Raw genomic sequence first — 21642 nt, 5'->3', positions numbered from 1 at the left:
CCTGAACTCCCCCCTTCGCGAAGGAGATGTCGTGTCTCATCAGCAAGCACCGCTCCCAGCCATCCGTGTCACCGTCTCCAAGCAGGTCGCGCCCGAGGACGTCGACCGGGCACGGGAAGTGATCATCCGGGTGCTCGCGCACGCCCCTGACCCGGTGCTGTCGGTGCATCTCACCCTCGGTGTGCTGGCCGACCCGGCGGTGCCGAATCCCGCGATGGTGTCGGTGCGGGTCGACCTGAACGGCAGGCCGGTGAACGCGCACGCCGCAGGTCCCGTCATGCCGCACGCCGTCGCCCTCACCGGTGAGCGGCTGCGGAACAGGCTGGAGCACATGTCCCGCGACCGGCGGGCCCGCCGCGGACACCACCACGCCACCGCGTTCGAGGAGGCGGACAGGTGATCCCTCCGGCGCCCCGCCCGCAGCCCGCCGTCGCGGGCGGGGCGGCCGGAGCTCCCGCCGGGCGGTGCTCGCGATGAACGGTCCTGAGAAGGCCAGGCGGCTCCCGCGCAGGCTCTACGCCGAAGAGCTTCTTCGGCTCCAGGCCGAACTGGTGAAACTGCAGGAATGGGTACGCGCCGAGGGCGCCCGCCTCGTCGTGGTGTTCGAAGGGCGCGACGCGGCCGGCAAGGGCGGCGCGATCAAACGGATCACCGAGTACCTCAATCCCCGTGTCACGCGGATCGCGGCGCTGCCCGTTCCCACCGAACGGCAGCGCACCCAGTGGTATTTGCAGCGGTACATCGAGCACCTGCCCGCCGCCGGCGAGATCGTGCTGTTCGACCGATCCTGGTACAACCGGGCCGGTGTCGAGCGCGTCATGGGCTTCTGCACCGAACAGGAGTACCGGCGTTTCTTCCACCAGTGCCCCATCTTCGAACGGCTGCTCGTCGAGGACGGGATCCTGCTGCGCAAGTACTGGTTCTCCGTCAGCGACGGCGAGCAGGAACGCCGCTTCCGTGCACGGCTCGACGATCCCCTGCGCTGCTGGAAGCTCTCCCCGATGGATCTGGAATCGATCAGCCGCTGGGAGGACTATTCCCTCGCCAAGGACGACATGTTCGTCCACACCGACATCCCCGAAGCCCCCTGGTACGTGGTGGAGGCCGACGACAAACGCCGCGCTCGGATCAACATGATCGCCCATCTGCTCTCCACCGTCCCCTACCAGGACGTGCGGCCACCCGAACTGGAGCTTCCCGCCCGTCCCCCGTCGAGGGGCTACCGCCGGCCGTCGCGCGACACCCAGACCTACGTTCCCGACCATGCCGCCACCCTCATTTCCGGTGACCCCTCGTGACCCTGGCCCGGCCTTGGACGGCCGGGACGGAGTGGTCATCCCATCGGTGCCGGCGCCGTGCGTACGCGCCTGAGCCCACCGGCCGCACACTTCACGATACGTACGGACGTACATATCATAGGTACACTCGTACGCATGATGCCCGACTCGGATGGCCGCTCGATGCGGGAGCGGATGCTCGCCGGTGACCCGTACATCGCCGATGACCCGGAGCTGGCCGAGCACGGCCTGCGGGCCATGGACCTGATGGAGGCGTTCAACGCGACCCCGGCCCGTGATGCGTGGGAGCGGCACCGGCTGCTCACCGAGTTGCTCGGAGCGGTCGGTGAGAGCACGGAGATCCGCCCGCCGCTGCGGGTGGACTACGGCAGCCACATCCGCGTCGGCGCCCGGTCGTTCGCCAACTTCGGTCTCGTCGCCCTGGACGTCGCACCGATCACCATCGGCGACGACGTGCAGATCGGCCCGAACGTTCAGCTGCTCACCCCCACCCACCCGGTGGACCCGGAGCCCCGCCGGGCGAAGTGGGAGGCCGCCGCACCCATCACCATCGGCGACAACGTCTGGCTGGGCGGCGGGGCGATCGTCCTGGCCGGGGTCACGATCGGGGAGAACACCGTCGTCGGCGCCGGTGCGGTGGTCACCCGCGATCTGCCGGCGAACGTCGTCGCGGTGGGCAGTCCCGCCCGGGTGATCCGCACGATCGAGCCGGGCACGGCATGAGCGGCCCCGCTGCCTCACGGCCGCCCGCCGCGCGGCGGCCTCGCCGGCACGACCCCGGGCGGCGGGACCGGCTGATCGACGCCGCGCGCACCGTCATCGCCGAGCGCGGCGTGGCCGGGACGACGCACCGGGAGATCGCCCGCGTCGCGGACGTGCCGCTGGGCTCGATGACCTACCACTTCGCCTCCCTGGAGGAGGTCCTCATCGAGGCGTTCACCCGGCACGCCGACGCGGTGGCCGGTGTCTTCGATGAACGTCTGGAGGCCGCCTGGGACCGGGATGCGGCGATCGAGGCCGTCATCACGCTGGTGTCGGAGGACCTGCTCGGCTCGCAGCACGACCTCGTCCTGACCGTGGAGCTGTACGTGGCCGCGGCGCGCAACCCGGCCCTGCGGGCCGTCACACAGGCCTGGATGCAGCGCAGCCGCCAAGCATTGGAACGCCACTTCGACGCCACCACCGCCCGGGAACTCGACGCGCTCATCGAAGGACTCGTGCTGCACAGCGCCCTGTCAACCGACCCGATGACGCCCGAACAGATCCGCCACGCCATCCACCGACACCTGCGCTGACATCCCCTTGCCCGTCACCACTCGGCCGGAGTCGCCGATGTCCGCCGCCACCGTGCCCACCACCGATGAACCGCCCGGCTTCCCGACGGCACCGGCATCCCGCACCGATACACATCGAACTTCAGAACATGATCTGAGTATGCTGGTGGTATGAGCACCACCGCGGACGCAGTGACCTTCTCCGACCTGTCCCGCAATCCCAAGTCCGTGGCCGAGCGTGCCGCGCGCCTCGGCCGGCTGCGGGTGACCCATCGGGACGCCCCCGACTTCTACCTCACGGCCGCCGACCGCGAGGAACAGCGCGACGAGAGCCTGACGACCGCGTCACGGATCTTCCTGGCGCTCATGAAGCATGATCCCAGCGCTCGGGCCCTGCTGCTCGCCATGCCCGACGTGTTCCCCTGGGCACGCCACCTGAGCACCGAAGAGGTCCGCGCCTTCACCGTGGAACTGGTCAACGCCCTGTCCGACGCAGCCGAACTCGACCTCGACACCAACGCCCAAGAGGTCATCACGAACTGGCGCGCCACCGCACAGATCAAGGCAGACCACACCGAGTACAAGGAGGCGCTCCGGCCGACCTCTGGCAACTTCGATCCCGTCAAGGTCACCCCTTGAGCCCCAAACAAGGAGACAGGGTCACCGTCCCACCGCCAGACGACGACCGCACCGTGTGGATCATCTACGCGTCCCCTCGCCACCCCAAGGACACCGACCGCTGACGGGGCTGAGCTCAGGTTCTCGTGGATGGGTGCGGAACCGCGGGTTTCAGCGGACGTCGACCTGATCGATGGTGCTGAGGGTGGGCAGGTAGGCGGTGTTGCCGGTGTAGGAGACCCGCCAGCTTCCGCTCCTGGTGGCCTTGAACCGCTTGCTGAACCAGCCCTTCTTTCCGGTGGTGACCGTGCCCGCCTTCGTCCATTTGGTGGTGCCTGCGGCGCGGAAGTACACCGTCAGCGTCCGCTCACCGGCGATTGGCGCCCAGCTCGCGTCGTAGCGGTTCAGGCGTCCGCTCACCGTCAGCATCGCGCCCCTGCGGACGGGCTCCGGGGCGGCGTTGAACGAGGTGACGGAGGTCCGGAGGCGTACGTCCACATAGTCGGCGGGACTGTAGGCGGCACGGTGATCGGAGTCTGCGTTGTACACCATCCGCCACCGGCCGTCCTTCTTGGCGGTGGCCGACAGGGTCACCCAGCCGTCTCGCCCGGTGCGGCCTTTCCCCGCCCTGTACCACACATCACCGTCGGTGGAGAACAGCAGGCTCACGGGCGCGTTCGGCAGTGGCCGCTCACCGGTCGCACCGGATTCGAGCAGGCGGCCTTTGGCGGTCACGGTCGAGCCCTTGCCGACCGGTTCGGGGGCGGCGTTGAACACCGAGAAGCGGGTCGGCGTGTACACCTGTACGTACTGGGCCGGGCTCCGCGTTGGAAGCTCGGCGCCCCCGCCCACGTAGCGTGCTCGCCAGTACCCGTCGAACGGTGTCTGGGAAATGCCGACGAAGTGGCCGAAGTGGCCGGTCTGGGCGTCAAGCTCCTTGGACCACTTCTTGCCGTCGGTCGAGAATTCGATGCTCACCCGCCGGTCCCGCAGGGGTGCCAAGCCCGTGGTCTCCTGCCGGTGCAGGATTCCCTCCAGCCTCACCCGGCCGCCGCTCTCCTTGCGCGCGGAGAATTCGGTGATCTTCGTCGGATGGATCACGTCGATGTCACCGGCCGACGCCCGGCTCTCGGTGAGGAAGGGGGTCGGCAGGGCGCGCACCAACACCGACCCGGCCTGCGGTGCGGGCGCCTGAAGGCGGAACGTCCCGTCCGCGTTGGTGGCCGCCTCCGCCAGGTGGATGTAGTCGCTGCCACCAGGGCTGGTGCCGATCCCGGCCTGGACGGTGATGTCGGCGGGCGCCTTCCCGGAGGCCGCCTTGCGCAGCACCCTGCCCTCGATGACGACCGGGTCACCGACGTTGATCCGCCCGGTGGGCTCGACCAGCCGGGCGGAGATCTCGGTCTCCTGCGGAGTCGTCTTGAGGGTCGTCCCCACGGAGGCGGCGCACGACGGTGCATCAACGCCGGCTTCCACGTAGGGATGAACGGTGTTGTTCCAAGGGCTCACCGTGGCGCGGTACTGGAACCAGCCGTTCTCATCGGTGTGCACGGCACTGTCACGCAGCCCCTGCAGATAAGCCGGGGTATGCGCCACCGGCTCGGGGGCGTGGTCCCGTGACCGCTGGAACATGGCACGGCCCCGGACGCTGATGTCCCGGTCGTCGATGTCGATGACGTCCGGCTGCACCGACACATCCGTGAGTGTGGTGGCATAACAGGCGTTGAAGGAACTGAACCAGCCGTTCTTGACGGTGCCGTCGGCCACGTCGGCCTCGACCTCGACCAGGGTGAGACCCGGCCGGGCCTCGATGTCGGCCGGGTAGGTGGCCCGCCATTTGCCGTTCTTGTCGTCCCCCTCGTAGCGGGTGAAGTCCTCAACGACGGCGTACGGCTCGGCATCGCGCTTGAGGTGCCGGAGCTTCACCCTGACATCCGTGATGCCCTTCGGTGAACTCGCCCGCAGATCGAGCTTGACGGGATGTGCCGGATCCATGCGGTCGAGCGTCGCCTGGACGGCGATCCCGGTGTTGTCCGCCGCCGCGGGGGCAGTGGCCGGCCCGACGACGGCAGTGCCTGCCAGCAGAAGGACGAGCGCGCAAGAGCCGAACCGCCGCACGGTGTCTCCTCGGGGGATCAGAGGCCGGCACTGACGAAGCTCAGCCCTTTTCGATCTTGAGGTGACCCTATACATCAGGTCGAGGTCGTGCAGGCAAGATCATCGATCTGCGTCCGGCCCCAGCGCCGACGATGACGAATGGGCTCTCCGCGATGTGCAGTTCATGTTCCCAGCCGTCGCTGACGTCGTACTCGTACCGGATCCGGTCACCGTACCGGGCGATATCGTCCAGCCTGGTCTGTCGTTCGTCCCGGTCCACGAGCCCCAACCCCGGGTCGGGTCGGCCGTGTCGCCTTCGTGTGGTCACTGTGTGACGGCCAGGGTGAAGGAGCCTATGGCCAGCGCCAGGTAAGCGCCGGGGAAGGCGATGTTGTGGAAGACGCGGGCGCGGATGTGGGCGATGACCGCGCCGAGGAAGAACAGCACCAGTCCGGCGGCGGCGGCGATCCCGAGGGGCCGTAGGCCCAGCAGGCCCAGCGTCAGCCCGGCGGCTCCGGCGGCTTTCAGCCAGCCGAGCGGGGGTATCCAGGAGCGCGGCAGGCCCACTTCCGCCGAGTTGGCCAGGACGAACCTGGCTCCGGCCAGGTCCGCGACGGCGATTGCCGCATTGGCTGCGATCGTGGCGATCGTGACCACGACATAAGCGACGCACATTTCCGCCGTTCCCCGTTCAGCCCAGCATGCGGTAGTCGCCGATGACCTTGAACGGCTGAGGCGCCGGGGCCGGTCCCACCGCCCACTTGGCCACGGTCTCCTGTAGTCGGCGTGCCTCGGCGATGCCGGGCAGCGGGTTCTCGACACCCTCGGCGAGGTCCAGCAGGGCGACGAACTCGTTGCCTTCGGCCCGGCGGAGGTAGGCGTATCGGATGCCGTCCGGCCGCTGCGCCTCCACCGCGGCGAAGGCCTTCCCGATCGCCTCGGTGACCTCGGCGATCCCTTCGTCGGCCACCCGGTACGAAATCATGAAAACAGGCATGGCTTCTCCAGCGCGTCGTGTGAGGGAGTCGGCGAGCCCGCTGCCCGCCTCTGCCGACAAGGGTTCCCGGGGACCGAATCCGGCGTCCAATACCTGCATCCATAACTTGGCGGCATGGATGTCGACACCCGGTTGTTGCGGTACTTCGCGGTCGTGGCCGAGGAGGGAAACCTGACCCGCGCCGCGGAACGGCTCTTCATCTCACAGCCGGCGCTCACCAAACAGATCAAGCAGTTGGAGACCCTGCTGGACGTACGGTTGTTCACCCGCTCACGGGCCGGCATGACCCTCACCGAGCCGGGCCGGGTCCTCGCCGAGCGCGTACCCGGCCTGCTGGCCGACTGGGAACGGATCCTGCGGGAGACCAGGAACGCGGCCGAGCGCGTCCTGCGGATCGGCTACCTGGCCAGCGCCGCCAACGAGACCACCCAGCGGATCATCGCGGAGTTCACCCGCCGCCGACCGGACTGGCGGGCGCAGATGCGGCAGGCCACCTGGTCGGACCCCACCGCCGGGCTCGCCACGGCAGACGTCGACGTCGCCCTGCTCCGGCTCCCCTTCCCCGGGCAGGAAACCCTCAGGACACGAGCGCTGTTCACCGAGCCCCGCTGCGTCGCGCTCCCCACCGCGCACCCGCTCGCCGCGTGCGAGGTGATCCCCTTCTCCGACCTGTGGAACGAGCCGTTCGTCGCGGCCCCCGCCGAAACCGGACACTGGAGGGACTTCTGGCTCGCGGCCGACGAACGTGACGGCCAGCCCGTCCGTATCGGCGCCGTCGTCGACCAGCCCGACGACTGGCTGAGCGCGATAGCCAACGGCTACGGCATCGCCCTGGCCCCCGAATCCGCCGCTCGTTACTACGCCCGCCCGGGCATCACCTATCGGCCCGTCACCGGCATCAGCCCCAGCGAGGTCGGCGTGGCCTGGACACCGGCCGACGACACCGACCTCCTCGTCCAGGACTTCGTCCGCTGCTGCCTGGCCTGCCGACCGCCCCGGCACGACGAGAACGCCTCTCGCCCTGGCCAATGACGGGAGTGCCCGGAAAGCGGTGGACCTCGCGACGGCGTTCACGGCCGGGAGCATCGGGCTCGTGTCGGTGCCTCCGGCGTCCGCGGCGAGCATGCGCTGCACGCTGACGATCAATGACTGGTGGGAGGACGCCCGCTCTCAACTCCCAGCCGTACCCGACGAAGGTCGGCCACGCGATGGAGCGTGGCCGGCCACCGGTCGCCTTCACGGCATATGCCGGCATCCCGGCTTGGCGGGGGTTATTTGACGGGGGCCAGGCAGAGCACGTAGCCCTTGCCTCCGGACTCGCCCTTCCAGTAGGCGCTCTTGGCCGTCGGGAACGGGTTGCAGATGCGCTGCGAACTGATGTTGAACTGGACCTGGGTCTTGTCCGGAACCTTGCCGACGACCTTGTAGTCGCTGGCAGGGTCCGTGCACTCGACCACTCTGATGCTGGAGCCGCTCCCGCGGGCGACACAGTCGCCGATGGCGGCGGTGTCCGGGTCGCTCTTGCTGGACAGGTAGCCGGCGACGCCGATGAATCCGACGATGACGGCCAGCACGACGAGCCCGACCACCGTCCCGCGATTCTTCCCTCTGGGCGGCGGCTGCGGCGGAGTCCATGACTGCGGTGGACCACTGACGTACTGGGGTTGCTGCGGGCCCTGGCTGTAGGGATCGCTCACGGTTACTCCCGTTGGTTCTGGCGATGGACGAAACCGCTCCTTGGTACCGAGTCCCTGTTGCCGCGCGGTTGCCGCCCCGCTCACCGACTGGCACGTTCGCCGGTCGGCTCGCCCGACCTGGAGAAACCCGAGGCCGACGGGCATCACCACAAGAAGCCGCCCCTGTTTCAGAGGCGCTTCAGCGGGTTTTCAGCCGGTCTCGACATGCTGGGCGGGTGAAGTTCTCGCTGTTGCACCCGGTGGCGGTCGGCTCGGCGGATCGGCTCGGGACCGGGCTGCTCGGACTGGAGCCGCAGTTGTACGGTTCGGCGATCGCCGAACTGCGCGAGCAGGCGGTCGCCGCCGACCAGGCCGGCTGGACCTCGCTCATGCTGGCCGAGCAGCATTTCGAGGTCGAGGGCTACCAGGTGACGCCCAATCCCCTGCTGGTGAACGTCTACCTGGCCCAGCACACGTCGCGGCTGCGGCACGGGCAGTTGGGGCTGGCGGTGCCGTCCTGGAATCCGTTGCGGCTGGCCGAGGACATCGCGGTCGCCGACCACCTCACCGGGGGGCGGCTGGACGTGGGGCTGAGCTTCGCCCACCGGTCCCGTTCGGCCGGGGTGCTGGGGCAGCACTTCGGGGCACGCGCCGACAGCCGTGCGCTCTTCGAGGAGTGGTTCGAGGTGATGCGGCTGGCGTGGACGGAGGAGCTGTGGGCCTATGACGGCGCGTTCATCCAGGTCCCGCCGCCGGGTCTGGCCTGGCGTCACCCGGTTTCCCAACGGCTCGGCGCGAGCGTCGGGGACGATGCGCTCACCCGGATCGGGGCGGTGCCGAAGCCCTTGCAGTCCCCGCACCCGCCGCTCTACACGGTGCTGACCGGAGGACCGCGGACCGTCGAGTGGGCCGCCCGCGTGGGCAGCACCCTGGTGACGGCGGAAACCGAGCCGTGCCGGATCCGGGAGGTGACCGAGTCCTACACGCGAGCGGCCACCCGCCACGGCCGCAACATCTACCTGAACCGCTGGGAGCCGGGCGGCGGGATCGCGCTCTGCCGTTTCCTTGCCGTCGCCGCGACCCACGAGCAGGCGCTGCGCACGGGTGAGCAGGCCGTGCCCTACATCTGTGACTGGCTCGCCGAGTTCGGCTTCTTCGACGACCGGGCGGCCGCCGTTCCGCGTACCCTCGACGAGCTCGTCTCCACCGGCGCGATGCTGCTGGGGACTCCCGACGGCGTGGGCGAGCAGGTGGCGGGGCTGGCCGACGACTACGGCATCGACCACCTGGTCTTTATGACCTGCGCGGGCGCCGTTGACCACGCCCGCACGGTGGAGACGATCGCCCGGTTCGGGGACGGGGTCATCGGGCGGCTGAGCCGAGCCTGACCCGCTCGGCCAGGGCCGTCACGTCCTGCCACCGGCCCAGGGCGGATGCCCGCTCGACGGCCTCGGCGCCGATGCGGTCCACGATCCGCGCCCGGGTCGCCGCGAGCTCCGCGCGTTCGCAGGCCGGAACCAGCGCGCCCATCCCGTCCCGGAGCCATCCGGCCGTCCCGAGCAGTTCCGCCGCCAGCGGCGCGTCGTGCCCGGCGAGCGCGCCCGCGAGTGCGTCCAGCACGCTGGCCAGCCGCCACCGGTCGCCCAGTTCGTGATGCAGTTCCAGGCTGGTGACCAGCCGGCGCAGCGCCTGCCTTCGGCGGCCCTGGCGCAGGTCGATCAGGGCGAGCAGGTTCTCGGCCCAGGCGATGCCCTCCCGGAACCGGATCCCGAACGACATCAGCAGGGACCGGTGCAGGTGGCGGGCGGCGGTGTCGAGGTCGCCCGCGTAGTAGGCGGCCGCGCCGAGGTCGATCTGGCACCAGGCCAGCCGCTCATGGTCGCCGATGGGCCGGAAGCAGTGCATGGCCTGCTCGGAGTACCGGCCGGCGGAGTCCCAGTCGCCGGAGAGCCAGGACACGAACCCCAGCAGTTGCAGCGCGTGGCCCGTCGCCCACCGGTCGCCGCCGCGTTCGGCCGCGGCCAGCGACTGGTGGGCGTACTCCAGAGCCCGGTCGTAGTGCCCCAGCTCCCGGGCGATCGCGCCGAGCAGCGCCCGGGACCGCGCCACGCCGGTGACGTCGCCGTCCCGTGTGTACAGCTCCAGGGCGCGCCGGGCGTGCTCGTCGGCCTCCCGGTAGTCGCATTCCAGCGCGGCGAGTTTGGCCAGCGCCCACAACGCCTTGGCCTGGGTGCCGGACGGCACCTCGGGGGTGCGGGCCGCGAGCGCCGACGACAGCCAGGCCCGGCCTTCGGCGTAGCCGCCGCGCAGGTAGTGGTAGCGCCACAGCGAGGCGGCCAGCCGCAGCGCTCCCTCCGGGTCGTTCTCGGTCAGCCAGGTGAGCGCCGCTCGGACGTCCTCGTGGCGTTCGGCGATCTGTACCACCTGGGAGTCCAGTTGCGGGCCCTGCAACCGCCGTTCGATCTCCTCCGCCTGACGCCGGTGGTGCCGCGCATGGTCCTGCCGCGTCCGGGCGTGCTCGTCCGGGTGGGCCCGCGAACGGTCGAGCGCGAAGGCGCGGATGGTGGCGACGAGCTGGTAGCGGGTGCCCGCGGCCGTCCGCACCACCTTCACCAGCGACTTGTCCACCAGCCGGCCCAGCATCTCCAACGGCGCCGTCTCCGGGTGCACGGCTCCGGCCGCCTCCAGGGTGAACGCGCCGTTGAACACGCTGAACCGGCGCAGCGCCCGGCGTTCCTCGGCGGTGAGCAGCCGGTAGCTCCACTCGACCGTCGCCCGCAGCGCCCGATGCTGGGGCCGCGCTCCGCGGGGCCCCTCGGTCAGCACCGCGAACGGATCCTGGAGCCGGTGCGCCATCTCCGGCAGGGTGAACATCCGGGCTCGCGCGGCCGCCAGTTCGATGGCCAGCGGCAGCCCGTGGCAGCGGGCGCAGATGGTGGCGACGGCACGGGCGTCCCGTGTCGACAGCGTCTCCAGCTTCCCGATCCCGGCCCGGTCGGCGAACAGGACGGCCGCGTCGTGCCCGACCAGGTCCGTCCCCGACCGCACCAGGGCGGGCGGCGGGACGCGCAGCTCCGGCACCGGTTTGAGCGCCTCCCCCGGCACCCGGAGCGCCTGCTGGCTGGTGGCGAGGACACGCAGGTGCGGGCAGCGTCCGAGGAGCTCCCGGACGATCGGCGCGCAGGCTTCGACAAGGTGCTCGCAGTTGTCGACGACCAGGAGGACCCGGTCGCAGGAGATCCGCCGGGCGATCTCGTCGAGGAGCCGGCCGCCGCGGGGATGCACGCCCAGCGCCTCGGCGATCGCCGCCACGATGCTCGCCTCGTCGTCGGAGGGGGCGAGGTCGACGAACGCGATGTCCGCGAAGTCGTCGGCGGCGGCCCGCGACGCCGCGACCGCCAGGCTGGTCTTGCCGATGCCGCCGAGACCGGTGAGCGTGACCAGCCGGGCGGCGCGCAGCAGCTCCCGGATCCCGGTGATCTCGGCCTCCCGCCCGATGAGCGTGGTGACCTGCTGCGGAACGGTCAGCGGCCCGGTGCCGGCGGGGGTCCTGCCGGTCGGCAAACGCAGCAGCTCACGCGGGTCGGTCACGCCCCGCAGGACACCCGCCTCGACCTGGCGCAGCCCTTCTCCCGGGTCCAGGCCGAGCTCTTCGACCAGTCCGCGGCGCACCCGGTGATAGGCGTTCAGCGCGTCGCCCGTCCGGCCGCCGAGGTGCAGCGCGACGATCAGCAGCTCCCACAGGCGTTCCCGGAACGGGTGCTGCGCCACCAGACGCTCGATCTCCCCGGTGCCGGACTCCGGGAGGCCGCCCAGCACCAGCCTGGACGCCAGCAGCCCTTCGTGCGCCTGGAGCCGCATTTCGTGGAGGTGGTCCACCTCGGTGAGCGCCCATCCGTGCACCGGGCAGTCGGCGAGGGCCTCCCCCCGCCACAGCGCCAGCGCTCTCGACAGCATGCGGGCCGACTCGGCGAAACGGCCGTCGGCGACGTGCCGCAGTCCGCCGGTGATGAGCTCCTCGAACCGGACCCGGTCCACCCGGGCCGTTTCCGCGTCCAGCAGGTATCCCGGGTCCCTGCGCCGGATGAGCCGTTCGTCCCCGTTCCCCGGCAGCAGGGCGGCCAGCTTGGCGATGTGGGCGTGCAGGGTGCGGACCGCGGTGGGCGGGGGGTCCTCACCCCACAGGGCGTCCACCAGCCCGTCGACCGTGACCATCGTGCCCGCCCGCAGCGCGAGGACGGCGAGCAGGCTCCGGCGCCGCGGCGGCAACTCGACGACCTGCCCGGCCCGGCGTACCTCAAGCGGACCGAGCACATCGATGTGCCATCCGCCGAGCGGAATTCCAGCGCCCCCGTGAACGGCGGGCTGCACCATCGGCGACCCGTTCATGCCGTCATCGTAGGTCCGCCGTGACCTGCGTTTTCGGCCGATTCAGCACGGCTTCAGCACCACGTCAGCGGCTTTTCGGAGAATGCATGCTGGCACACTTTCGGCCTTTTCCCGCCACCGGGTTCCCTAATAGAACCACGGTGAATTGTCAATGACCGGTTTCGGTCACACCGGCCCCGCAGGTGACCGACGGGGTAGCCTCTCAGCATCCCTTGGGCGGCGGTTGGGGATGTGATGTCGGTCGTGGTGCGGCTGCTGGGGCCGGTGGACGTGACGGTGGCCGACGAGGTCCGGCCGGTGCCCGGACTGCGGCGCAAGGCGGTCCTGGCCCGGCTGGCGCTGCGTCCCGGGGACGTGGTGGGCGTCGACCAGCTCATCGACGCGGTGTGGGACGGGGAACCGCCCGCCACGGCGGTGAACTCGCTGCAGAGCCACGTCTCCTACCTGCGCCGCCTCCTCGGGACGGCGGAGGCCGTCATGGCCCGGCCCCCCGGCTATGTCCTGGGCGCGCTGACGACCGACCTCCGGCTGGCCGAGGAGCTGATCGAGCGGGGCCGGGGCCCGGGAGAGCCCGCCGAGCGCCTGGCGGCGCTGGAACAGGCGCTGGCGTTGTGGCGCGGGCGGTCCCTGGCGGACGTGGCGGGGTTGCCGTGGTTCGAGCAGGAGGCCGAACGGCTGGAGCGGATGCGCCGGGCCGCCGAGCATGCCGCTCTGGAGTGCCGGCTGGCGCTGGGGCGGCATGGGGAGCTGGTGCCGGAGCTGGAGGAGCTGGCGGGGCGGCATCCGTTCGACGAGGACCTGCACGGGCAGCTGATGATCGCGCTGTACCGGAGCGGCAGGCAGGCCGATGCGCTGGCAGTCTTTCGCGGGCTGCGGGCGCGGCTGCGGGAGGAGCTGGGCATCGACCCGAGCGGCCCGCTGCGGGATCTGCAGGCCGCGGTGCTGCGCCAGGACCCCGGACTGGATCCGGTGCCGGCGGCGCCGGCGTCCGGAGGCGGCGGCGCGGTCCTGGTGGAACGAGCCAAGGAGACGGGGCTGATCGAGCGGGCGCTCGATGAGGTCCTGCGCGACGGCGAGGGCCGGGTGCTGCTGTTCGAGGGTCCGGCGGGCATCGGAAAGACCAGCGTGCTCGACCATGCGCGCAAGCGGGCGGCGGCCATGGGGTTCACCGTGCTCACCGCCCGCAGCACCGACCTGGAGACCGACTACGCCTGGGGCTGCGCGCGGCTGCTGTTCCAGCGGCAGGCTCCGGCGGAGGAGATCGTCCCCGCCGGAGCGGGCGAGTACGCGATCATCAACGCGCTGTACCGGCTGACCGGCTCCCTGGCGTCCCGGCACCCGCTGCTGATCAGCATCGACGACCTGCACTGGACGGACGCGGCGACGGCCCAGTTCCTGGCCTATCTGGCCACCCGGCTCGACGGCCTGCGCGCCGTCCTGGTCATCGGGACGCGGCCGGGCCACGAGCGCCTCGGCCGCATCGTCTCGGTCATCGCCGGGCTGCCGCACACCGTCACCCGGACGCTCCAGCCGCTCACCCGGGCGGGCTGCGCACGGCTGCTGGCCCTCCTCACCGACACCGAACCGGACGCCGACCTGGTCGACCGGTGTCACGCCCTGACCCGCGGCAACCCGTTCCTGCTGCGCGAACTCGCCCAGACCGGCGGTGATCCCGCCCAGCCGGAGGGCTCCCCGAGCGTCGCCCGGTACGTCACCCGGCAACTGCGCTATCTACCCGCCGCGGCCGTCACCGCGGCGCGGGTCCTGGCCGTCCTCGGCGACGAGGTGGGCGGCGGCCTGGTCGCGCAGGTGGCCCGGACCTCGCCTCAGGAGGCGCTGGACGCGCTGGCCCCCCTGGTGTCCAGCCAGCTCGTGACGGCCGACGGAGTGCCCGTCCGGTTCTCCTTCGGCCATCCCCTGATCCGTACGGCCGTCTATGACGCGATCCCGGAGGCGGAGCGGACGGACCTGCATCTGCGGGCCGCCCAGGTGCACGCCCACGACCCGATCAAGGCGGCCACCCACCTGGTGCGGGTTCCGCCCGGTCTCGGCTCGCTGGACCCCGTACCGGTGCTGAGCGAAGCGGCCGACGCCAGCCTGGCGCGCGGCTCGGTCAACGGCGCGGTCGCCTTCCTGCGGCGGGCCCTGGAGGAGGACCTCGGCGACCGGAGGGCCGGCATGCTCACCCGGCTCGGGACCGTCGAGTCCCTCATCGACGCGCCCCGGGGCATCGAGCACCTGGCCGAGGCGCTGGCCTTGGAGCCCGACCCCGACAGGCGCGCGCAGGTCTCCTTCTCCCTCGCCACCGTCCTGTGGCTGACCTGCCGCCCCAGAGAGGCCGCCCGGGTGTGCCAGGCATCGCTCGAACGCGACCATGCGGCCTCGACCGGCACGCGGCTGGCGTTGCGGTCGTGCGTGGCGATGGTCGCCTACGGGGCGCGGAACGGATCCGACCTGGTCGCCCTGATCGACGACTACGCCGCCCGGCCGGTCGACACCTCCACCCTGGGCGGCCTCATGCTGGAGTCCGGCCTGGCGCTGCACGACATGTACCAGAACCGGCGCCGTTCGGCCGAACGGCGGGCGCTGAACGCGCTCGAAGGGGACCGGCTGATCGGGGATCCGGCCGGTGAGACGATGCTGACCTGCGCGTTCTACGCGCTGCGCGCCTGTGACACGCCTCGGCTGATGGCGTCGGTGGACACGCTGTTCGATCACAGCCGCCGGTCGGGGTCCCTGCGCGGGCTCTCACCGGCCCTCTACTTCCGGGCGGAGTACCTGTACATCCAGGGCCGGCTGGCCGAGTCGGTCGCCCACTCCCGCCAGGCGTGGGAGACCAGCGCCTACGCCACGATGGGCCTCGGGGAGATCTTCGTCGCGGACGTGCACATGAAGGCGCTGGTGGCGACCGGGCAGGTCCAGGAGGCGGCGGCCGTGCTGAGCCAGGTGGAGGCCGCGCAGGCGTCGGGCCTCACCCCGATCCTCTACTCGCAGGGTGAGATCGCCATCCATCTCGCCAGGGGCGACACCCAGCGCGCCTTCGAGGTCGCCCTGGCGGCCCGGGACGACTGCCGATCGCGGCCCCTGGTGAACCCGCTGGTCAGCGACTGGCGCGCGCCGCTCATCCGGTGCCTGGTCTCGCTCGGGCGGATGGAGGAGGCCCGCGACGTCGCCGCTGACCTGCTCGACGTCGCCACGGTCTGGGACACCCCGCGGGCGGTCGGCCGCGCACTCCGGTTCGCGGCCTCGGTCGAGTCCGGACCACGGCGGCTGGAGATGCTGGCCGAGTCCGTACGGCTGCTGGATCTCACCCAGGCCACCCTTGAACGCGCCAGGTCCCTGCACGCGTTCGGGGACGCGCTGCGGCGGGCGGGACGTCCGGAGGAGGCACGGGCCCGGCTGACGGCCGCGCTGGAGCTGGCGGCCTTCTGCGGCGCCGGGCCGCTCCAGACGAGCATCAGGGCGGCCCTTCGCGAAGCCGGCGGCCGTACGCCCGACTCCGCGGACACGACCACGCTCACCCCGTCGGATGGCCGCCCGGGATCGTGAAAACGGGACGCAGGCCCGGCGGCATGCCGGGCCTGCGTCCCCGTCAAAGGCCGCTGCGGGCGTACCCGGCGGATCGAAGAGCCGGCAGACTCATCGCCGGGTACGCGTGTGCGGCGCGCTCATCCTTCGGTCACCAGGGCGAGTCCCCGCCCGGAGACCCCCTGCGTCTTGGTGATGGTCAGGACGCGCTTGCGGGCGTCCTGACCCGGAGACCTCCCTGCGGGATCCCGGTGCCCCGGGCCACGGGACGTCCGCGCTCAGGGGCGGACCTCGTAGACGATGTTGAACGGGGTCTCGGCGACGCGCTGGAAGCGGGTGAAGCCGGCCTCGGCCGTCAGTTCCCGTATCGGCCGCTCGCCGGCCTGCGCGCCGAGCGAGTAGCCGCCGTCCTGGGAGAGCGCGTTGGGCACGCAGAGGAACGCGGAGAAGGAGTAGTAGACGCGGCCGACCGGGCCGAGGTTGTCGGCGACCGTGTCACCGGCGAACGGCTCGACGATCATCCAGGTGCCGTCCGGGGCCAGCGACCGGCGGACGTGCCGGGCCGCCGCGAGCGGGTCGCCCATGTCGTGCAGGCAGTCGAAGGTCGTGACCAGGTCGTAGGGACCGCCGTTGAAGGTCTGGGCGGAGGCCACCTGGAACGTCAGCCGGTCGTCGCAGCCGGCGTCGGCGGCCCGGGAGCGGGCCTTCGCGATCGAGCCCTCGTGGTAGTCGGAGCCGACGAACTCCGACCGCGGGAACGCCTGGGCCATCAGGATGGTCGACGCGCCGAGCCCGCATCCGACGTCGGCGACCCGGGCGCCGGAGTTCAGCTTGGCGCCGACGCCGTCGAGCGCCGGGAGCCAGTCGGTGAGCAGGTGGGCGGTGTAGCCGGGGCGGAAGAACCGCTCGCAGCCGATGAACACGTCCTCGTCGTGCTCGTGCCAGCCGACCCCTTCGCCGGTACGGAACGCGGCGGTGACCTGCGGCAGGGCACGCAACGCCCCCAGGGCGAGCTGGAAGGCGCCCGGTGCGTACAGGGGGCCGTCCGGGTCGGTCAGCGCGAACGCCTGCTCGGCGGTGAGGGAGTAGACGCCCGAGTTCTCGTCGTACTCGACGTAGCCGCCGGCGGCCTGGCCGCGCAGCCACTCCTCCACGTACCGCGGGGCGGTCCCGGTGCGCTCGGCGAGCTCGGCCGGCTGCTGCGGCTTGTCGGCGAGCGCCTGGTAGAGGCCGAGCCGTTCGCCGACCACGATGCCACCGGCCGCCATCACCGCACCGAGGTCCCCGACGAACCGGTGCAGGAAATCGTGCAGCTTGTCCTGGTCGATGTCCATGAGGTGTTCCCTTCTGGTGTGCTCGACCTCATGGATACGAGGCACCGGTTGCCGCGCGGTTGCCGCCGCGGCGCCGCCCGCGCCTGAGGGAGGCGATGTGCGCGTCCCGGGCGTTCCGGGTGGCGCGGTCAGCCGGCGGGAACGCGGGGACGCGGCACCGGCCGATGCCCTTTGGGGCGTCCTGATCAGGTGTAACGGTCTCCGGGCGAGGAATACAGGTCATCCACGCAATGGCCGCCCAGCCAGCAGACAGCACCCGGACAAGCCGCTGGGAGGACTCGCCTTGGTGACCTACGGATACCGCTGCGCCGGATGCGGCCCCTTCGACGTCGCGCTGCCCATGGGGCGGGCGGGCCCCGAACGGCGCTGCCCGCACTGCGGCGGCACCGCACGGCGGGTGTTCACCGCGCCGTCGCTCACCCGGCCCGGCCACCCGCTGAACCGGGCCCGGGACGCCCAGGAGGCCAGCGCGCACGAGCCCCGGGTCGTGACCCGGGTTCCCGAGGCCCCGCGCCGTCCCGCGCCGGCGGCCGATCCGCGTCACGCCCGGCTGCCCCGGCCCTGAGAGCGGAGTTCCGCGAACGCGCCGACGGCCATGCCGAACCGATCCAGGCCGGTCCAGGCCGATCCAGCTCACAGCCACGGAGGCACTCATGCCCGAAGTCCTGTTCAGCGTCGACCAGGCGCGGTCGATGCGCGACCAGTCCGTCCCGGGCCACAACCGGTGGCACCCCGACATCCCCCCGGCGGCGACCGTACGACCGGGAGCGGAGTTCCGCCTGGAGTGCCGGGACTGGACCGACAACCAGATCGGCAACAACGACTCCGCCAATGATGTGCGCGACGCCGACCTGACGGTCTGCCACATGCTGAGCGGCCCCATCGCCGTGGAGGGCGCCGAACCGGGGGACCTCTTAGTGGTCGACATCCTCGAACTCGGCCCCGTCCCGCAGGAGACCGGGCCGGTCTCCGGCCAGGGCTGGGGGTACACCGGGATCTTCGCCCGGCACAACGGCGGCGGCTTCCTCACCGACTACTATCCGGACGCCTACAAAGCCGTCTGGGACTTCCACGGCCAGGCCGCCACCTCCCGGCACCTGCCCGGGGTGCGCTTCACCGGCATCACCCATCCCGGGCTGGTCGGCACGGCACCGTCCCCGGAACTGCTGGCCCGGTGGAACGCCCGGGAACAGGCGCTCATCGACACCGACCCGGAGCGGGTACCGCCACTGGCGATGCCGCCGACGGCGGACACCGCGCTCGCCGGCACACTCACCGGGGAGGCGGCCGCCAGGGTCGGGCGCGAGGGCGCGCGCACCGTCCCGCCGCGTGAGAACGGCGGCAACCAGGACATCAAGAACTTCACCCGGGGCTCGCGCGTCTTCTTCCCGGTGTACGTGCCGGGGGCGCTGCTGTCGACCGGCGACCTGCACTTCAGCCAGGGGGACGGCGAGATCACCTTCTGCGGGGCCATCGAGATGGGCGGCTTCATCGACCTCCACGTCGACCTGATCAAGGACGGCATGGGCAAGTACGGCGTCACCGACAACCCGGTCTTCATGCCCGGCAACGTGGAGCCGCGCTATGCGGAGTTCCTGTCGTTCGTCGGGATCTCCGTGGACCGCCGGTCCGACACCAACCACTACCTCGACGCCACCGTGGCCTACCGCAACGCCTGCCTCAACGCCATCGAGTACCTCAAGACCTTCGGCTACAGCGGCGAGCAGGCCTACCTGCTGCTGGGCGGGGCGCCGATCGAGGGGCACCTCAGCGAGGTGGTGGACGTCCCCAACGCCTGCTGCTCGCTGTACCTGCCCACCGCCATCTTCGACTTCGACATCCGCCCGACCGCCGAGGGACCACGCCGGGCCGACCGGGGCCGGTGCGCGGTCTCGTCCTGACCCGCGCGGCCACCCCGCCAGGCGGTCCGGCAACGCCGCCAAAGTCCGGCCGGGCCGCCACCCCACCCGAAAGCGGCAGCCATTGCGCGGCTACGACACCTTCGACCTGGGCGACTTCATGCCGCGGAGATGTCCTCCCGGTTCTCGAACATCTGCATCCGGGTCACGGTGGCGTGGACGATGCGCCCGAGGGCGACCTGCGCCACCACCTCCGACACGGACGAGCATGGCCAGGCGCGCCGGATGGGACGACCCGATGAAGTCCGCGGCGGAACGAACCGGTCCCCAAAGCCCGACGGCAGGTGCGGCACCAGCTTCGGCAGTTCGTCGTCGGCGACATCCTCAAGGCAGACCGACGGCCTGCGCGGGCTCATGGTGCGCGTGTCTGCATCGGAGGGCTTCGGTGGCCGGGTGGCCTCCGCGTCCGTCCGGCTGTCGGCGCCGATACCGACGACCGGCGCCGACGCTGGACGGACGCTGGGATCACACTCCGATGGGGTGCCAGACGGTTTTGGTTTCTAGGAAGGCGGTCATCCGGGTGGTTGCGGGGTCGGTGGTCCACTCGTCGCCGGTGGGGGGCAGCACCCGTTTGAGGTTGCCGGCGGCGGCCTCTTGTAGGGGGCCGGCCTGGTCGGTGGGGGTGCCGGCCAGGTCGAGGGCGTTGACGTCCATGTGGCTGGCCAGGATGGGGGCCAACTCCTCGCGGTGGCCGGTGAGGATGTTGACCACCCCGCCCGGGAGGTCGGAGGTGGCCAGCACCTCGGCCAGGGTGATCGCCGGTAGCGGCGCCGGCTCGGAGGCGATGACCACACAGGTGTTACCGGTCACGATGACGGGGGCGAGGACCGAGACCAGGCCGAGCAGGGGGGAGTCGGGGGCGATGACGGCGACGACACCGGTGGGTTCGGGGGTGGAGACGTTGAAGAACGGCCCGGAGATCGGGTTGGCCGACCCGGCGACGGTGGTGAGTTTGTCGGCCCAGCCAGCGTACCACACCCACCGGTCGATGGCCGCCTCCACCTCACCGGCCGCGGCGGTCTTGGCCAATCCTGCGGCGCGGAGTTCGTCGATGAACTGGGCGCGGCGGCCCTCCAGCATCTCGGCGATGCGGTACAGGATCTGCCCCCGGTTGTAGGCGGCACGCCCCGCCCAGCCGGCGAACGCCTTACGCGCCGCCGTGACGGCGTCGCGGGCGTCTTTGCGGGAGGCGTGGGCGGCATAGGCCAGGAAGGCGCCCTTGGCGTCGTTGACCACGTACGACCTGCCGGACTCCGAGCGGGGGAAGGCCCCGGCGATGAACAACTTGTAGGTCTTACGCACGGCCAAGCGCGGCGCACCAGACCTGGGACCAGACCTCGGCGAAGCAGGCATCGGCGAACCGGACGGCGAATCGGGCACCGGCGTGTTGGGGGTTGGGTTAGACATTGAGGTAGGCCTCCAGTCCGTGGCGTCCGCCCTCGCGGCCGAAACCGGATTCCTTGTAGCCGCCGAACGGGGAGGCGGGGTCGAACTTGTTGAAGGTGTTGGCCCACACCACCCCGGCGCGCAGCCGCTGCGCCATCCACAACATCCGTGACCCCTTGTCGGTCCACACCCCCGCCGACAGCCCGTAGGGGGTGTTGTTGGCCTTCTCCACCGCCTCGGCCGGAGTGCGGAAGGTCAACACCGACAACACCGGCCCGAAGATCTCCTCCCGCGCGATCCGATGCGATTGCGCCACCCCGGTGAACACCGTCGGCGCAAACCAAAACCCCCGCTGCGGCAACACACACGCCGGCGACCAACGCGCCGCGCCCTCATCCTCACCGGCCTGCGCCAACTCCCGGATCTTGGCGAGTTGGGCGGCGGAGTTGATCGCCCCCACATCGGTGTTCTTATCCAACGGGTCCCCCACCCGCAGCGTCGCCATCCGCGCCTTGAGGCGCTCCAGCAACTCCTCGGCGATCGATTCCTGCACCAGCAGCCGCGAGCCGGCGCAGCACACCTGCCCCTGGTTGAAGAAGATCCCGTTGACCACCCCCTCCACCGCCTGATCCAACGGGGCATCCTCGAACACGATGTTGGCGGCCTTACCACCCAACTCCAGCGTCAGCCGCTTGCGGCTGCCGGCCACCGCGCGGGCGATCTGCTTACCCACCTCCGTCGAGCCGGTGAACGCCACCTTGTCCACCCCCGGGTGAGCGGCCAACACCCGGCCGGTCTCCCCCGCCCCGGTGACGATGTTGACCACCCCCGCCGGCAGGTCGGCCTGCCGACAGATGTCAGCGAACACCAACGCCGTCAACGGCGTCGTCTCGGCCGGCTTGAGCACCACGGTGTTCCCACACGCCAACGCGGGGGCGATCTTCCACGCCAGCATGAGCAGCGGGAAGTTCCACGGGATGATCTGCCCGGCCACCCCCACCGGCCCAGGATCGGCCCCGAACCCGGCATGCTCCAGCTTGTCCGCCCACCCCGCGTAGTAGAAGAAATACGCCGCCACCAACGGCACATCCACATCCCGCGACTCCCGGATCGGCTTACCGTTATC

20 protein-coding genes are annotated in these 21642 nt (G+C 71.2%); 10 read left to right on the top strand and 10 right to left on the bottom strand.

The window, feature by feature from the left end; translation table 11 throughout:
- Nucleotides 1-31 precede the first annotated feature (31 nt).
- The 5 genes from C4U03_RS34060 (at nt 32) to C4U03_RS34040 (ending at nt 3211) form a co-directional block, all read left to right on the top strand.
- Complete coding sequence (locus C4U03_RS34060) at nt 32-400, top strand: hypothetical protein (protein WP_103943930.1); 369 nt, start codon at nt 32-34, stop codon at nt 398-400.
- A 73-nt stretch (nt 401-473) separates the two neighbouring features.
- Nucleotides 474-1298 carry a polyphosphate kinase 2 gene (gene ppk2 / locus C4U03_RS34055; RefSeq protein WP_103943929.1) on the top strand — a complete coding sequence of 275 codons (825 nt, stop codon included), beginning with the start codon at nt 474-476 and terminating at the stop codon, nt 1296-1298.
- Between the two features lie 138 nt (nt 1299-1436).
- Nucleotides 1437-2021: a sugar O-acetyltransferase gene (locus C4U03_RS34050; RefSeq protein ID WP_103943983.1), complete on the top strand. Its 585-nt coding sequence runs from the start codon at nt 1437-1439 to the stop codon at nt 2019-2021.
- Nucleotides 2018-2593, top strand: coding sequence for a TetR/AcrR family transcriptional regulator (locus C4U03_RS34045; RefSeq protein WP_103943928.1), 576 nt, complete (start codon nt 2018-2020; stop codon nt 2591-2593). Before C4U03_RS34050 ends, C4U03_RS34045 begins: the two co-directional genes overlap by 4 nt.
- A 150-nt stretch (nt 2594-2743) precedes the next feature.
- Entirely contained in the window at nt 2744-3211 is a 468-nt protein-coding gene (locus C4U03_RS34040; RefSeq protein WP_103943927.1) for a hypothetical protein, read from the top strand.
- A gap of 150 nt (nt 3212-3361) precedes the next feature.
- Here C4U03_RS34040 and C4U03_RS34035 read toward each other — a convergent pair whose 3' ends face one another.
- From C4U03_RS34035 to C4U03_RS34025, 4 genes are all read right to left on the bottom strand, one after another.
- The gene (locus C4U03_RS34035) at nt 3362-5308 is read right to left on the bottom strand and encodes a hypothetical protein (RefSeq protein WP_103943926.1); all 1947 of its coding nucleotides are present in this window, start codon (nt 5306-5308) and stop codon (nt 3362-3364) included.
- A gap of 67 nt (nt 5309-5375) precedes the next feature.
- Nucleotides 5376-5615 carry an IS1096 element passenger TnpR family protein gene (locus tag C4U03_RS43080; RefSeq protein ID WP_146087620.1) on the bottom strand — a complete coding sequence of 80 codons (240 nt, stop codon included), beginning with the start codon at nt 5613-5615 and terminating at the stop codon, nt 5376-5378.
- On the bottom strand, nt 5612-5962 hold the full coding sequence (locus C4U03_RS34030; protein ID WP_103943925.1) for a DoxX family protein: 351 nt from the start codon (nt 5960-5962) through the stop codon (nt 5612-5614). The genes C4U03_RS43080 and C4U03_RS34030 overlap by 4 nt, the downstream gene beginning before the upstream one ends.
- Nucleotides 5963-5978: 16 nt before the next feature.
- A complete protein-coding gene (locus C4U03_RS34025; protein WP_146087619.1) occupies nt 5979-6284 on the bottom strand; it encodes a hypothetical protein in 306 nt (101 codons plus the stop codon).
- A gap of 114 nt (nt 6285-6398) precedes the next feature.
- Here C4U03_RS34025 and C4U03_RS34020 point away from each other — a divergent pair, with 114 nt between their 5' ends.
- On the top strand, nt 6399-7316 hold the full coding sequence (locus C4U03_RS34020; RefSeq protein ID WP_103943923.1) for a LysR family transcriptional regulator: 918 nt from the start codon (nt 6399-6401) through the stop codon (nt 7314-7316).
- Between the two features lie 239 nt (nt 7317-7555).
- On the opposite strand, the gene C4U03_RS34015 is transcribed toward C4U03_RS34020, so the two are convergent.
- On the bottom strand, nt 7556-7981 hold the full coding sequence (locus tag C4U03_RS34015) for an LppU/SCO3897 family protein (RefSeq protein WP_146087618.1): 426 nt from the start codon (nt 7979-7981) through the stop codon (nt 7556-7558).
- Nucleotides 7982-8196: 215 nt separating this feature from the next.
- Here C4U03_RS34015 and C4U03_RS34010 point away from each other — a divergent pair, with 215 nt between their 5' ends.
- Entirely contained in the window at nt 8197-9348 is a 1152-nt protein-coding gene (locus C4U03_RS34010) for an LLM class flavin-dependent oxidoreductase (RefSeq protein WP_160147186.1), read from the top strand.
- On the opposite strand, the gene C4U03_RS34005 is transcribed toward C4U03_RS34010, so the two are convergent.
- The gene (locus C4U03_RS34005; protein ID WP_103943920.1) at nt 9323-12349 is read right to left on the bottom strand and encodes a BTAD domain-containing putative transcriptional regulator; all 3027 of its coding nucleotides are present in this window, start codon (nt 12347-12349) and stop codon (nt 9323-9325) included. The two genes, C4U03_RS34010 and C4U03_RS34005, sit on opposite strands and share 26 nt — an antisense overlap.
- Before the next feature lie 234 nt (nt 12350-12583).
- On the opposite strand from C4U03_RS34005, the gene C4U03_RS34000 reads away from it, so the two are divergent.
- A complete protein-coding gene (locus C4U03_RS34000; RefSeq protein ID WP_103943919.1) occupies nt 12584-15898 on the top strand; it encodes an AfsR/SARP family transcriptional regulator in 3315 nt (1104 codons plus the stop codon).
- A gap of 257 nt (nt 15899-16155) precedes the next feature.
- On the opposite strand, the gene C4U03_RS33995 is transcribed toward C4U03_RS34000, so the two are convergent.
- Nucleotides 16156-17211, bottom strand: a complete 1056-nt coding sequence (locus tag C4U03_RS33995) for a methyltransferase (protein ID WP_235018314.1) — start codon at nt 17209-17211, stop codon at nt 16156-16158.
- A 286-nt stretch (nt 17212-17497) separates the two neighbouring features.
- Between C4U03_RS33995 and C4U03_RS33990 the strand changes: the two genes are divergently transcribed.
- Both C4U03_RS33990 and fmdA read left to right on the top strand, forming a co-directional pair.
- Nucleotides 17498-17776 (top strand): FmdB family zinc ribbon protein, encoded by a 279-nt coding sequence (locus C4U03_RS33990; RefSeq protein ID WP_235018316.1) that lies wholly within the window; start codon nt 17498-17500, stop codon nt 17774-17776.
- A gap of 88 nt (nt 17777-17864) precedes the next feature.
- The gene (gene fmdA, locus C4U03_RS33985; protein ID WP_103943917.1) at nt 17865-19112 is read left to right on the top strand and encodes a formamidase; all 1248 of its coding nucleotides are present in this window, start codon (nt 17865-17867) and stop codon (nt 19110-19112) included.
- Nucleotides 19113-19228: 116 nt separating this feature from the next.
- On the opposite strand, the gene C4U03_RS33980 is transcribed toward fmdA, so the two are convergent.
- From C4U03_RS33980 to C4U03_RS33970, 3 genes are all read right to left on the bottom strand, one after another.
- The gene (locus tag C4U03_RS33980; RefSeq protein WP_103943916.1) at nt 19229-19486 is read right to left on the bottom strand and encodes a hypothetical protein; all 258 of its coding nucleotides are present in this window, start codon (nt 19484-19486) and stop codon (nt 19229-19231) included.
- A gap of 109 nt (nt 19487-19595) precedes the next feature.
- Nucleotides 19596-20483 carry an aldehyde dehydrogenase family protein gene (locus tag C4U03_RS33975; RefSeq protein WP_103943915.1) on the bottom strand — a complete coding sequence of 296 codons (888 nt, stop codon included), beginning with the start codon at nt 20481-20483 and terminating at the stop codon, nt 19596-19598.
- A 46-nt stretch (nt 20484-20529) separates the two neighbouring features.
- Nucleotides 20530-21642, bottom strand: a 1113-nt coding sequence (locus C4U03_RS33970; protein WP_103943981.1) for an aldehyde dehydrogenase family protein, incomplete at its 5' end; no start/stop codon positions are given.

Origin of the sequence: Thermomonospora echinospora (assembly GCF_900108175.1) — a bacterium.
Classification (GTDB): domain Bacteria; phylum Actinomycetota; class Actinomycetes; order Streptosporangiales; family Streptosporangiaceae; genus Thermomonospora; species Thermomonospora echinospora.
This window is presented reverse-complemented; position numbering and strand designations above follow the sequence as displayed.